At 70.4% G+C, this 12,957-nt stretch carries 12 protein-coding genes; 8 read left to right on the top strand and 4 right to left on the bottom strand.

All coding sequences use genetic code 11. From position 1 onward, the window contains the following. Positions 1 to 141: 141 nt before the first annotated feature. The 5 genes from A6035_RS17050 to A6035_RS17030 all read left to right on the top strand — a co-directional run bounded on the left by A6035_RS17050 (position 142) and on the right by A6035_RS17030 (position 4,972). Complete coding sequence (locus A6035_RS17050) at positions 142 to 1,197, top strand: ABC transporter ATP-binding protein (protein WP_108848910.1); 1,056 nt, start codon at positions 142 to 144, stop codon at positions 1,195 to 1,197. Between the two features lie 244 nt (positions 1,198 to 1,441). After that, positions 1,442 to 2,710, top strand: a complete 1,269-nt coding sequence (locus A6035_RS17045; RefSeq protein WP_108848909.1) for an ABC transporter substrate-binding protein — start codon at positions 1,442 to 1,444, stop codon at positions 2,708 to 2,710. Between the two features lie 101 nt (positions 2,711 to 2,811). Beyond that, positions 2,812 to 3,798: a carbohydrate ABC transporter permease gene (locus A6035_RS17040; RefSeq protein ID WP_108848908.1), complete on the top strand. Its 987-nt coding sequence runs from the start codon at positions 2,812 to 2,814 to the stop codon at positions 3,796 to 3,798. Continuing rightward, positions 3,795 to 4,742 carry a carbohydrate ABC transporter permease gene (locus A6035_RS17035; RefSeq protein WP_235026532.1) on the top strand — a complete coding sequence of 316 codons (948 nt, stop codon included), beginning with the start codon at positions 3,795 to 3,797 and terminating at the stop codon, positions 4,740 to 4,742. Before A6035_RS17040 ends, A6035_RS17035 begins: the two co-directional genes overlap by 4 nt. Positions 4,743 to 4,747: 5 nt before the next feature. Next, positions 4,748 to 4,972, top strand: a complete 225-nt coding sequence (locus tag A6035_RS17030) for a hypothetical protein (protein ID WP_108848906.1) — start codon at positions 4,748 to 4,750, stop codon at positions 4,970 to 4,972. A 34-nt stretch (positions 4,973 to 5,006) separates the two neighbouring features. Here A6035_RS17030 and A6035_RS17025 read toward each other — a convergent pair whose 3' ends face one another. From A6035_RS17025 to A6035_RS17015, 3 genes are all read right to left on the bottom strand, one after another. Further along, on the bottom strand, positions 5,007 to 5,807 hold the full coding sequence (locus tag A6035_RS17025) for an LLM class F420-dependent oxidoreductase (protein WP_108848905.1): 801 nt from the start codon (positions 5,805 to 5,807) through the stop codon (positions 5,007 to 5,009). A gap of 86 nt (positions 5,808 to 5,893) precedes the next feature. Further along, entirely contained in the window at positions 5,894 to 6,439 is a 546-nt protein-coding gene (locus A6035_RS17020; protein ID WP_235026531.1) for a GXWXG domain-containing protein, read from the bottom strand. Then, a complete protein-coding gene (locus A6035_RS17015) occupies positions 6,436 to 7,578 on the bottom strand; it encodes an acyl-CoA dehydrogenase family protein (protein WP_108848904.1) in 1,143 nt (380 codons plus the stop codon). Before A6035_RS17015 ends, A6035_RS17020 begins: the two co-directional genes overlap by 4 nt. Positions 7,579 to 7,702: 124 nt before the next feature. Here A6035_RS17015 and A6035_RS17010 point away from each other — a divergent pair, with 124 nt between their 5' ends. Genes A6035_RS17010 through A6035_RS17000 form a run of 3 tightly spaced genes read left to right on the top strand, consistent with a single transcriptional unit; the run spans position 7,703 to position 11,505 of the window. After that, positions 7,703 to 9,199 (top strand): aldehyde dehydrogenase family protein, encoded by a 1,497-nt coding sequence (locus A6035_RS17010; protein WP_108848903.1) that lies wholly within the window; start codon positions 7,703 to 7,705, stop codon positions 9,197 to 9,199. A 6-nt stretch (positions 9,200 to 9,205) separates the two neighbouring features. Further along, positions 9,206 to 10,276: an oxygenase MpaB family protein gene (locus A6035_RS17005; RefSeq protein ID WP_200836290.1), complete on the top strand. Its 1,071-nt coding sequence runs from the start codon at positions 9,206 to 9,208 to the stop codon at positions 10,274 to 10,276. Then, complete coding sequence (locus A6035_RS17000; protein WP_162534018.1) at positions 10,273 to 11,505, top strand: oxygenase MpaB family protein; 1,233 nt, start codon at positions 10,273 to 10,275, stop codon at positions 11,503 to 11,505. Before A6035_RS17005 ends, A6035_RS17000 begins: the two co-directional genes overlap by 4 nt. Positions 11,506 to 11,619: 114 nt before the next feature. Here the strand turns inward: A6035_RS17000 and A6035_RS16995 are convergent, their stop codons facing one another. Further along, entirely contained in the window at positions 11,620 to 12,897 is a 1,278-nt protein-coding gene (locus tag A6035_RS16995; protein ID WP_162534017.1) for a TetR/AcrR family transcriptional regulator, read from the bottom strand. Positions 12,898 to 12,957: the final 60 nt, after the last annotated feature.

Below are 12,957 nucleotides of genomic sequence, written 5' to 3'. Positions count from 1 at the left end.
GACGGACGCGCCCGGTGGACGTCCGGATGAACTGTGGGCGCAGTGCCGGTGAACTCCGGCACGGGCCGCTACAGTCGTCGTGTCCACCCTCTATCTCGGATCGTCCGGCACGTTCCTGCCGGTGAAGGGAAAGACCCGCTCATGGCCTCGGTGACCTTCGAGAACGTGTCCATCATCTATCCCGGGGCCGCGCGGCGCAGCGTGGACCGCCTGGACCTGGAGATCGCCGACGGCGAGTTCCTCGTCCTGGTCGGGCCCTCCGGCTGCGGCAAGTCGACCACCCTGCGCGCGCTCGCCGGCCTCGAGGACGTGGCCGCGGGCCGGATCCTCATCGGCGACAAGGACGTCACCGGCACCGAACCCAAGGACCGGGACATCGCGATGGTGTTCCAGAACTACGCGCTGTACCCGCACTACACGGTCCGCGAGAACATGGGTTTCGCGCTCAAGCTGGCCAAGGCGAGCAAGCAGGAGATCGCCGAGCGGGTGCAGACCGCCGCGGAGATGCTCGACCTGGTTCCGTACCTGGACCGCAAGCCCAAGGAGCTCTCCGGTGGCCAGCGGCAGCGCGTGGCGATGGGCCGGGCGATCGTGCGCAACCCGCAGGTCTTCCTCATGGACGAACCGCTGTCCAACCTCGACGCGAAGCTCCGCGTGGCGACGCGTGCGCAGATCGCCAAGCTGCAGCGTGACCTGCGCACCACGATGATCTACGTGACCCACGACCAGGTCGAGGCCATGACGATGGGCGACCGCGTCGCGGTGCTCAAGGACGGGGTGCTCCAGCAGGTCGACACCCCGCGCGAGCTGTACAACAACCCGCTCAACGCGTTCGTCGCCGGCTTCATCGGCTCGCCGTCGATGAACCTCTTCGAAGCCCCCGTGGCCGACGGCGCGGTGGACCTCGAGGGGTTCCGCGAGCCGGTGCCGGACGGGTCGGGGCCGCGGGTCACGGTGGGCGTGCGGCCCGAGCATCTGCGGATCGCCGAGGACGGCCACGGATTGCAGGTGACGGTGGTGCTGGTGGAGGAGCTCGGCGCGGACAGCTACCTGCACTGCTCGACCGCCGACGGCCACCCCGTGGTGTACCGCGCCGGGTCCGGCGAGCACGCGCGCAAGGGCGACACCATGTACCTCGAGGCGCTCGACGGCGAGGTGCGCTTCTTCGACGTGGAGACCGGGGACCGGCTCCGCTGAACCGTCAAGCGACGCAACATCTGTTGTTGTTACAGTTAACGCCGTGACCTCGCCTGCGTGAACCCCACGTGGCGGCGGTGGAGCGAGCGACCCGGCCGATGATCGCCGTGGTCCCGCGCCACCGACCTCGTGTGGGTTACGCTCAGCAGGTCCTCAGTGAGATCCGCGTCACAGTCGACGTCGATCAGCTGCCCGTCGGCGCGCGCCGACGGGAGTCGAGACACGACAGTAGGAGAGAGAGCGCATGGCCGTTCACGGCAGGTTCCTCAAGGCGGCGACGGCCGCCTCCATCGTCGCGGTGGTCGCCGCGGGTTGTTCCTCCGGGGGCGGGGAGGACAGCGAACAGGCGAGCTCCGGCACCTCCGGCGTCGGCCCCATCACCTTCGCGATGGGTAGCAACGACACGGACAAGCTGCGTCCCGTCATCGAACAGTGGAACGCGGAGAACCCCGACCAGGAGGTCACCCTCCACGAGCTGCCCGCCGAGCAGGACGGTCAGCGCGACACCCTCGTGCAGTCTCTGCAGACGGAGAGCGGCGAGTACGACGTGTTCGCGCTCGACGTCACCGACACCGCGTACTTCGCGGCCAACGGCTGGCTCCAGCCGATCGAGGGTGAGACCGAGGTCGACACCAGCGGGCTGATCGAGGCCGCCGTCGACTCCGCGACCTACAACGACACGCTCTACGCGGTGCCGCAGAACACCAACGCGCAGCTGCTGTACTACCGCACCGACCTGCAGCCGGAGGCCCCCGCCAACTGGGGCGAGCTCGTCGAGTCCTGCGGCGCGGCCGTCGAGGCCGCCATCGACTGCGTCAACCTGCAGCTCAAGCAGTACGAGGGCCTGACCGTCGCGGCCACGCAGTTCATCCACAGCTGGGGCGGCAGGATCGTCGGCGACGACGGCCAGACCCCGGAGCTGGACAGCGAGGAGACCCGCGCCGGCCTGACCGCCCTGGTCGACGCCTACAAGAACGACGTCGTCGCCATGAAGTCCGACAGCTTCACGGAGGAGCAGACCGCGCAGGCCTTCCTGGGCGGCCGCACCATGTACGCCTACAACTGGCCGTACATGTACGACTCGGGCCAGACCGACCCGACCTCGGAGGTCGTGGACAACTTCGACGTCGCGCCGATCCTCGGCCCGGACGGGCCGGGTAAGTCCGTCCTCGGCGGCTACAACAACGGCATCAACGTCTACTCCGAGAACAAGGCCACGGCCACGGCGTTCCTCGAGTTCCTCATCTCCGAGGACGTCCAGATGGGCTTCGCACAGGAGTCCTTCCCGCCGGTGCTGTCCTCGATCTACGACGACGCCGCACTGCAGGAGCAGTTCCCGTACATGGAGGCCCTCAAGGCCGCCCTGGACAACGCCGAGCCGCGCCCGGTCTCGCCGTTCTACCCGGCCCTGTCGAAGGCCATCCAGGACAACACCTTCGCGGCCCTGAAGGACGAGAAGACCGTCGAGCAGGCGCTCACGGACATGAGCGCCGCGATCGAACAGGCTCAGTGACGGGCCGTCTCTGAATAACGGCCGGTGGGCCCCGGGTGCGATTCCCGGGGCCCAGCGGTCTCCCTGACAGGGTGGGGCGCACCCGGCGAGGAAGCGGCGAGATGACGACGAGCGAGAAGTCCCAGGCTCCGCTAGTGGCGAAAAAGTTCGACTGGCGACCGGTGTGGATGGTGGGCCCCGCGCTGATCATCCTCGCGGTGGTGATCGGCTACCCGATCGTCCGCGCGGTGTACCTGTCCTTCATGGCCGACCGGGGACTCGACCCGGCCACCGGGATGTTCACCCAGGGTGGGTTCGCCGGCTTCCAGCACTACCTCTACTGGCTCACGCAGGCCTGCCCGGCCCCCGGCGGCGGTACCGTCACCTGCCCCGACGGCGTCTCGGCCACCGACTTCTGGCCCGCCATGGGCAACACCCTGTTCTTCACGGTCACCACCGTCTCGCTCGAGACGGTGCTCGGCTTCGCGATGGCCGTCATCATGGGCAAGAGCATCTGGGGCCGCTCCCTCCTGCGGGCCGCGGTGCTCGTCCCCTGGGCGATCCCCACCGCCGTCACCGCCAAGCTGTGGGCGTTCATCTTCGACCCCAACGGCATCGCCAACACGATTCTCGGCACGAACATCGCCTGGACCACCGACCCCTTCTACGCCCGTGTGGCCATCATCGTGGCCGACGTGTGGAAGACCGCGCCGTTCATGGCCCTGCTCATCCTGGCCGGACTGCAGATGATCCCCGGTGACGTCTACGAGGCGGCCCGCGTCGACGGCGCCTCCCGGTGGCAGCAGTTCGTCCGCATCACCCTGCCGCTGGTCCGGCCCGCGCTGATGGTCGCGATCCTGTTCCGCACGCTCGACGCGCTGCGCATGTACGACCTGCCCGTCATCCTGGTCTCGGCGAACTCCAACTCGCCCACCGCGACCGTGTCCATGCTCGTGGTCAACGAGATGAGGATGGGCAACTTCAACAGCGCCTCCGCGATCTCGACTCTGGTGTTCCTGCTGGTCTTCGCCGTCGCGTACATCATGGTGAAGTTCCTCGGCGCGAACGTCGTGGAAGATCGCACGGGCAAGAAGGAGGAGATCCGGTGAGCCACCGAGTGCCTGACCACAGCACCTCGCCGACCACGACGACGACCACCTCGTCGTCGTCGACCTCCGGCCCGGACCGACGCACCGACGACAGGGACCTCAAGCCCCCGCGCAAGCCCCTCGGCCGCACCGCGGGCACCTACGTCGGCGCCCTGCTCATCCTCATCTGGGGGCTCGCGCCGTTCTACTGGATGCTCGTCACGGCGTTCCGCGACAACCGGTTCGTGTTCTCCGCGAGCCCCCTGCCCTCAAACGTCACGCTGGACAACTTCCGCGAGGCACTGTCCACGGACGGCGGCAACAACTTCCTGGGCGCGATCATCAACTCGGTGATCATCAGCTCGGTCACCACCGCGCTCGCCCTGACCTTCGGCGTGTTCACCGCCTACGCGCTCGCCCGGGTCGACTTCCGCGGCAAGTTCTTCGTCACCGGCCTCATCCTCGCCGCGTCGATGTTCCCCGGCGTCGCCCTGGTCACCCCGCTGTTCCAGCTCTTCACCGACATCGGCTGGATCGGCACCTACCAGGCGCTCATCATCCCCAACATCTCGTTCGCGCTGCCGCTGACGATCTACACGCTGACGTCGTTCTTCAACGACCTGCCGTGGGAGCTCGAGGAGGCCGCCCGCGTCGACGGCGCCACCCGCGGCCAGGCGTTCATCAAGATCATCCTGCCGCTCGCGGCACCGGCGCTGTTCACCACCGCGATCCTGGCGTTCATCATCACCTGGAACGAGTTCATCCTCTCGCAGCAGCTGTCCACCACGGCGACCGAACCCGTCACCGTGGCGATCGCCCGCTTCTCCGGCGTCAACCCTTACATCCCGCCGCACGCGGCGATCATGGCCGCCGGCGCGCTCGTCACCGTGCCGCTGGTGATCATGGTGCTGCTCTTCCAGCGGCGGATCATCTCCGGCCTCACCGCCGGCGGCCTCAAGAGCTGATCGGCGTGGCGCGCAGCGGCAGTGACGCGCTGGCCTCCCGTCAGCGCCTGGAGGTGATCGCCGGGTTCGTCGCCTTCTTCACCGTGCTCGCGCTGGTCAACGCGGTGGGCCTGATCCTCACCGGACGCCCGTCGATCTTCGCCTCGTTCGTCCTGGTGCTCATGCTGGTCATCTCGTGGTTCACGTTCCGCACGTGGCGGCGCGTCGACAGGGCGGTCCGCGCGGGCTGACGTCGCGGGGACCCGGCCCGCGCGGCGGGAGTCCTCAGCGCCCGTCGCGCCAGGCGACCAGCGACTCGACCAGATCCAGCGGGTAGTCGGGGCCGTTGAGCCCCACGGTGAACAGGGTGATGCCCTCCGCGTGCAGCTCGTCGGCCATGCGCCGAGCCTCGTCCGGGGTGCTGGCCCCGCCGATCTCGGTGGAGCGCTCGATCTCGGCGGGGTTCCGCCCGACGTCCGCGCAGTGTCGAGCCAGCACCTCGGACTTGTGACGGTAGGTCTCCACGTCCACGAACGAGTGCCAGATGTCGGCGTGGCGCGCCACGTGCCGGAGGGTCTTCTTCTCCCCGCCGCCGCCGAGGAGGACGGGGATGTCGCGGGTCGGTGCGGGGTTGAGCTTGGCGAAGCGCTGCTCGATCCGGTCGAGCGAGTGGCCCAGCTCGTCGAGGCGCGAGCCCTTGGTGCCGAACTCGTACCCGTACTCGACGTAGTCGCGTTCGAACCAGCCGCTGCCCAGGCCGAGGATGAGGCGTCCGTCCGAGATGTGGTCGACGGTCCGCGCCATGTCCGCGAGCAGTTCGGGATTGCGGTAGCTGTTGCACGTGACGAGGGCCCCGAGCTCGACGCGTTCGGTCTGCTCGGCCCACGCCGCGAGCAGCGTCCAGCACTCGAAGTGGGCGCCGTCGGGCTCGCCGTACAGGGGGAAGAAGTGGTCCCAGGTGAAGACCACGTCGACGCCGGCGTCCTCGGACCGCCGGACGGCGTCGCGGAGGAGGGCGTAGTCGGGCGTGTGCTGCGGCTGCAGCTGGACGGCGATGCGGACCGGACGTTCGGTGCTTCGGGTCATGCGCCCCATTGTGGGGTCTCGCGGCGGGCCCCGCACCCGAAGTCGGGCGGGACCCGCCGCGGTGGTGCCCCGGCGTCGGCGGGTGGTCAGCCGTCGCGCTCGAGGACGAACCAGAAATGCTCGCCCTCGTGGACGGTGCCGCGTCCGTTCATCACCGCGAGGAGGGTGGTGGGTCGCCCGTCCGAGCCGGAGGTGACGACGGCGAAGTGGTCGATCACCGGCAGTCGGTCGTACACCATGGAGGCGGTCGGGCGGCCCCGGAAGGAGACCTCCCACAGCGACGCCCCGCCGCCCCCGGTCGCGGAGGTGTCGGGCACGATCTCGCCGGATTCGTCGGTGACGAGAATGGGATCGACCTTCCGCGCATTGGTGAAGTCCTTGCCCCACCAGTGCATCGTCCCGAGGGTGCCGTACATCGGGTGGCCGGTGTCCAGTCCCGTACCCCGCCACCGGCTACCGGCGATCTCGTCGACCCGCGCGGGCTCGAGGGCGTCCCACAGTGTCGAGACGCGCTCGGACGGGACGGTCTCCAGCGCGCGGATCCGGTCGAGCTCGGCGTCGGCCCCACCGCTGTCGGCCCCCTCCCCGGCCCGGGCGCCGGTCACGGTGGAGTCTGTGCTGGCGGCGCTCACAGCCCGAGGGTCTTCCCGATGATGTCGCGCTGGACCTCGTTCGTGCCGCCGAAGATGGTGGAGACGACGGCCTGCCGGACCATGCGTTCCATGCCGTACTCGGTGGCGTACCCGTAGCCGCCCATCGACTGCATGCACTCGAGTGTGACGCGCTTGCTGAGCTCGGTCGCCTTGAGCTTGGCCATGGACGCCTCGCGCGGGAACAGGGCGTCGGGATCGGACTCGTCCACCTTCTTGGCCACCGCGTAGACGAGAAGTCGGGTGGCCTCGATCTCGGTGGCCAGATCCGCCATGCGGTGACGGATGACCTGGAACGTCCCGACGGGGCGGCCGAACTGCTCGCGCTCCCTGATGAAGTTCAGGCAGTCGTCGAACGCGCGCTGTGCCACGCCGAGCTGCATCGCGGCGAGGATGAGCCGCTCGGTGTTGAGGCCGGTCATGAGCTGCTTCCAGCCGCCGCCGACCTCGCCGATCACGGAGTCCGCGGGCAGGCGCACGTCGGTGAAGTAGAGGTCGTTGACCTCCTTCCCGCCCATGGTCTCGATGCCGGTGATCTGGAGGCCCTCGATGCCGGCCGGCACGTCGAACATGGTGATGCCCTCGTGCTTCTTGCCCGAGGAGTCGGTGCGGGCCACGAGCAGGATGCGGTCGGCGAAGTGGGCGTTGGAGCACCAGGTCTTCTGGCCGTTGATCACCCAGTCGTCGCCGTCGCGCTCCGCCTTGCACCGCAGCGCCGCGACGTCGGACCCGGCGCCGGGCTCCGACATGGAGATGGACAGGGTGCCGCCCTCGACGACCAGCTCGAGGGCGCGCTTGCGCTGCTCCTCGTTGCCGAACTTCTGGTAGGCGGCGGCGGTGATGAGGGTGGGGCCGATGCCGCCGATGGGGGCGAGGCCCTTGAGGAGGTGCTCGAGGAGCAGGCACAGCTCCACGGCGCCGGCGTCGGAGCCGCCGTACTCCTCGGGGACGGTCAGTCCGAGCCAGCCGAGGTCGGCCATCTTGGAGTAGATCTCGGGCGAGTGCGTTCCGCCCTCGGCGGTGAGCTCGCGCCGCTTCTCGGGGCTGCCGACCTCGCGTGCGCAGAAATCGTCAACGGATTTGGCGAAGTCACGCTGCTCTTCGGTGAGGATGTCGAACACTTCTCGCCTCGTTTTCTGTCGGTGGACTCGAGTGGGGTATCGGATACGGTCACGGTGGACTACTGTGGCCGGTATCACGGTACGCTACATCAAATATATGTGATCTGAGACGAGAGGGTGACGGATGACCACCACCGAGCCGAGCAAGACGGGGTCCACGTTCGCGAGCCTGGACCCCCGCGACGGCACCGTCCTCGCGGAATACCCGATCGCCGGGCCCGAGGAGGTCGCCCTGGCCGTGGAGCGCGCCCGGGCAGCCGCGCGCTGGTGGCGGAACCAGGGTCCGCGCGGCCGTCGCGAGTGGTTGCTGGAGTACAAGCGCGCCATCTCCTCGCGCGCGCAGGAGCTGGCGTCGCTGATCTCCGCCGAGACCGGCAAGCCGGACGAGGACGCGACGCTCGAGGTCATGCTCGCCGTCAGCCACCTGGAGTGGGCGGCCAAGAACGCGGACAAGGTGCTGCGTCGGCGGCCGGTCTCGGCGGGGCTGATGATGTCCAACCAGGCCGCGTACGTCGAGTACCAGCCCTACGGCGTGGTCGGGGCCATCGGTCCGTGGAACTACCCGGTGTTCACCCCGATGGGCACGCTGTCCTACGCGATGGCCGCCGGGAACGCCGTCGTGTTCAAGCCGAGCGAGCTCACCCCGGGTGTCGGGGTGTGGCTCGCCGAGGTGTGGGACTCCCTCGGGGCGTCCCAGCCGCTGATCCAGACCATCACCGGCGACGGATCGACGGGTGCCGCCCTGTGCAAGGCGGGCGTCGACAAGCTGGCCTTCACCGGTTCCGCGGCGACGGGCCGCAAGGTCATGGCCGCCTGCGCGGAGACGCTCACGCCGGTCGTCATCGAGGGCGGCGGCAAGGACGCGCTCCTGGTGGACGCCGACGCCGATCTCGACGCGGCCGCTGACCAGGCGGTCTTCGGCGCGATGGGCAACGCCGGGCAGACCTGCGCGGGCGTCGAGCGGATCTACGTCCACAAGGACGTCCAGGACGCGTTCGTCCAGAAGTTCACGGCCAAGGTCCGCGCGCTGACCCCCGGCAACGCGATCACCTCGAGTTACGGGCCCATGACGCTCCCCGCGCAGGTCGACATCATCCGCCGGCACGTCAAGGACGCGATCGCCCGCGGGGGCAAGGCGGTCCTGGGCGGCGAGGACTCGGTGGGGGAGAGGATCGTCGAGCCGGTTGTGCTGGTCGACGTCCCCGAGGACTCGAGTGCGGTGACGGAGGAGACCTTCGGCCCGACCGTGGTCATCAACCCGGTCGTGGATCTCGAGGAGGCCGTGGAGAAGGCCAACGCCAGCAGCTACGGCCTCGGCGGGTCGATCTTCACCGGTGACAAGAGGCGCGGGCTCGCGCTGGCCGAGAAGCTTGACGTGGGGATGGTGTCGGTCAACTCGTTCCTGGCGTTCGCCGGCATCCCGGCGTTGCCGTTCGGTGGCTCGGGCGACTCGGGCTTCGGCCGCATCCACGGCGCCGACGGCCTGCGTGAGTTCGCACGGCCCAAGGCCATCACCGCGCAGAAGTTCTCGGCGCCGCTGAACCTCATGACCATGACCCGCAAGCCGCGCGACATCAAGATCGTCAAGTGGATGCTCGCCAACGTCCAGGGAAAGCTGTGATGTGACATGACCGCCACTACTCCGGAGAAGACCGGGGAGACCACGACGAGGGCCTCGGACTCCGATCGGCCCGCTCTGCCCGGGGTGTTCGGGACGATCCCGGCCGACCTCGTCGTGGACTCGGCAGTCGAACACCCGCTGACGGCGCGGGTCCCGCTCAAGCCCGGGCGGTGGTACTGGCGGGATCTCATCGCGACGCTGGACCCGGTGGCGGACGCGGCGGAGATCCATCGCATCACCTCGACGTACGAGTTCCCGTGGGACTACCAGCGCGCCCTTGAGCTGGCGCTGTACAGGACCTACTGCATCCCGTCGGTGTCGGCCGTGCTGGAGGAGGCGGGCAACTTCCGCGACCACCCACAGAAGCGGTACGACGACACGGCGCTGCTCATGGTGGAGCTCGTCGAGCACGGCTATGACTCGCCGCGCGGCAAGGAGGCGTTGCGGGTGATCAACCGCCAGCACGCCCGGTACGACATCACGAATGACGACATGCTCTACGTCCTGTCGACGTTCATCTACGAGCCGCTGGAGTGGATCGACGCGAACGGGTGGCGGCGCCTGCACCCGAACGAGCGCCTGGCCGCGTTCCACTTCTACCGCGGGGTGGGCCAGCGGATGAAGATCGCGGACATCCCCGAGGACATCGGGGAGTTCCGGCGCTGGCGGGACGACTACGAGGCGCGCACGATGCGTTACGCCCCGAGCAACGAGCTGATCGGCACGTACACCCTGGACCTCATGTGTTCCTGGTACCCCGAGGCGGCCCGGCCGGTGGTGCGCAGGGTCGTGCAGTCGCTGATCGACGACGACATGACCCGGGCCTTCGGGTTCCCGTGGCAGCCGTCGGCGTTGCGGAAGGCCGCGTACGGGGCGTTGCGGGCGCGATCGAAGGTCGTCCGCTGGATGCCGGTCCGTCGCCACGAGCTGGGCTCGCGCGGGACCGAGAACCGGACGTACCCCGGGTACCCGGAGGGCTACCGGCCCGCTGACCTGGGGGCGTGCCCCATCCAGCCGCGCGACCGGATGGGCGCGTGCCCGGTGGCGCACGGCGCACCGGGAGAGGCCGTGGCGTGACGCTCCGGTCCGCACCCGCCCGCCCGGCACCCGTCCGCCCGGCGGGCGCCCCGGCCCGGTTCGCCGCCGACGAGGCGTGGGGGCGCAGGGCCGCCCGCATGCTCCGGCCGTTCGCCGACGTACGCTCGGGCCCGACGCCCGCCGAGCGGGCGAGGATCTCCCGGGCGCTGATGAGCGGTGATCCCGCGGCCGACGCCCTCCTCGAGGCCATCTCGCGCGGGGACACGTCGATGTCCCGGCTGCGGGAGGCCCTCGACGAGGCGATCGCCGGTCGTCCGCTGCCGGCCGACGAGCCGGAGGAGGTCCACGCCTTCGTCCGGTCGGTCACGGACCTGCCCGACTGGCTCGATCCGGACCTGGCCGACCGCGGGGCCCGCGTCTGCCTCCGGGCGGGACTGACCGGGCAGGACGTGCTCGGGGATCTCGCGCTGCTCGGCGGCTACCGGCCGTCCGCCACCACCGAGGTGCTCACCTCGACGGGCCGGCTCACGGGCGAGGGCACGTCCCGGCGCATCGCCGAGACGATGGCCTGGTGGCACGCGGTCGCGGCACCGGGCGGCTGGCGACCGGGGAGCCGGGGCTGGGAGATGACCGTCCACGTGCGCCTGATGCACGCGCGGGTGAACCGGGCGATGCTCGACAAGGGCTGGGACACCGCGGCCAAGGGCATGCCGATCAACCAGGGCGACATGGCCGCCACCAACGGCCTCTTCTCTGCCACGTTCCTGCTGGGGACACTCGTGCTGGGGATCCCGCACTCGCCCCGCGACGCGCGGGCCGTCATGCACCTGTGGCGCTGGGTGGGCCTGGTCATGGGCGTCGACGAGGACTTCCTGCACGAGCGGCCCCGCCGGGCGCTGCGGGACATGTACCACTTCCTGCGCATCTCGCCGCCGCCCGACGACAACTCCGTGGTGCTGGCCGAGTCGTTGCTGGAGTCCTACGGGATGACCGGCTTCCCGCGCCTGGCGACACTGCGGCGCCAGCTCGACGTCGCCCGGCACCGGGCCATCGCCACGTACCTCAACGGCCTGGCCGGGATGAGGGAACTCGGGCAGCAGCCGGCCGTGCCCTGGTACCCGGCGGTCATCATCCCCGCCAACGCCCTCGCCCACGGGGCGGCCGCGGTGTCGCCGAGGGTGCGGTGGGCGCTCGAGCGGCGCGGCGACCGCCGCATCCGTCGGCAGATCGCACGCTACTCCCGCGGGACGGTGCAGCCGATCGCCTGAGCCGACGGGCAGCCCCCCGCCGGTCGCCCGCCGCATTCCGACTGGCGCCCGCCCCGGGTCGCCCGCCGGCCACCTGCCGCGATCGCCCCGGCCGTCCCCAGCGCGGTGCGGGGCTCAGCGGGGGAGGAGGACGACCCGCGCCAACTCCGCGAGACGGCCGGCCACCGCCGGGTCGAATCCCGTGCCGCGCCCCCCGTCGAGGACCACCGCCAGGGCGGCGTGGACACGGATCCGGGCGATGTCGACGTCGGTCGGCGGCCCACCCCGCGCACGCGCCGCCTCGAGGAGCAGCCCCGCCCACCGGTCCAGCTGACCGCGCTGGGCGCGCCGGATACGACGCCGGTCGTCGTCGCCGAGCGAGCCCAACTCCGAGTGGTACAGCATCAGCTCCGGACCGTGGGAGAACGCGATCGCCACGTACTGCTCCAACAGATCCACCAGCACCTCGGCCGGGTCGGCGTCGGCGCTGTGCCAGGCGGCATGGCGGTCCAGCAAATCCCCGACCAGGACGGCCGTCCTGTCCACGGCGGCTGTCAGCAACGCCGACTTCCCCGGGAAGTACCGGTACAGTGCGGACGCCGCCACACCCACGTCGGCGCCGATCGCCTCCATCGTCACGCTGTCGTACCCCGACGAGTGGAAGCGCTCGATCGCCGCGGCGATGGCGCCCTCCCGCGTCGCCGCGCCACCCCGGAGCCGTCCGGCCGGTCCCGCCGAGCCGTTGAGGGCCGAGCCGTTGAGGGACGGGCCGGTTCCCGCGTCGGACGCGCGTCTCGTCGCCGCGGCGGGTGTGCGTCCCGCCTGCGGCACGGACGCCGCCAGGTCCTCGGCGATCGAGGTCATCAGCGCCACGGCGCCGGAGTCGTCGATCCCGATCCGGTGGTGCCCCAGCGAGGCGATGCACGACAAGATCGCCCCCGCCGCCGAACCCGCTCCGGCGGCCGGCCCACCTCGTCGTCGTCCCCGGACGGCTACGGCGAGCCGGCGGCGCACGCGGGCGTCGGCGGCGACCACCGCGGCGCGGTCCTCCGGCGCGAGGTACCGCGCCTGCCAGCGGTACAGGGCCGCGCGCGGCCGGTGGGTGAGAGTGACCCGGGTGACCGCGTCGACCAGCTGCGCCAACGCGGCGTCATCGTCGGGCCCCGCGCCCGCCTCGTCGGCACCGCCTCCCGCGCTCCCTACGGCCCCTCCTCCGGCATCACCGCCGGGCGCCGCGCAGGATCCCGCGGCGGCCTCGAGCTCGGACACCAGCACGGCCACGGCGTCGCGGAACATCTCGTACTTGCCCGGCACGTGCCGGTACAGCGCCCCTGGCGTGAGATCCAGGCGCTCGGCGATGTGCTCGACGCGGGTCGAGTGATAACCGCGGCGGGTGAACTCCTCGGCCGCCACGAGGGCTATCTCCGCACGTCGCGAGCCCGCGGCGGGAGGTGACAGCGCGGGCGCGGGAGG

Origin of the sequence: Dietzia lutea (assembly GCF_003096075.1) — a bacterium.
In the GTDB taxonomy this organism is placed as follows: Bacteria; Actinomycetota; Actinomycetes; order Mycobacteriales; family Mycobacteriaceae; genus Dietzia; species Dietzia lutea.
This window is presented reverse-complemented; position numbering and strand designations above follow the sequence as displayed.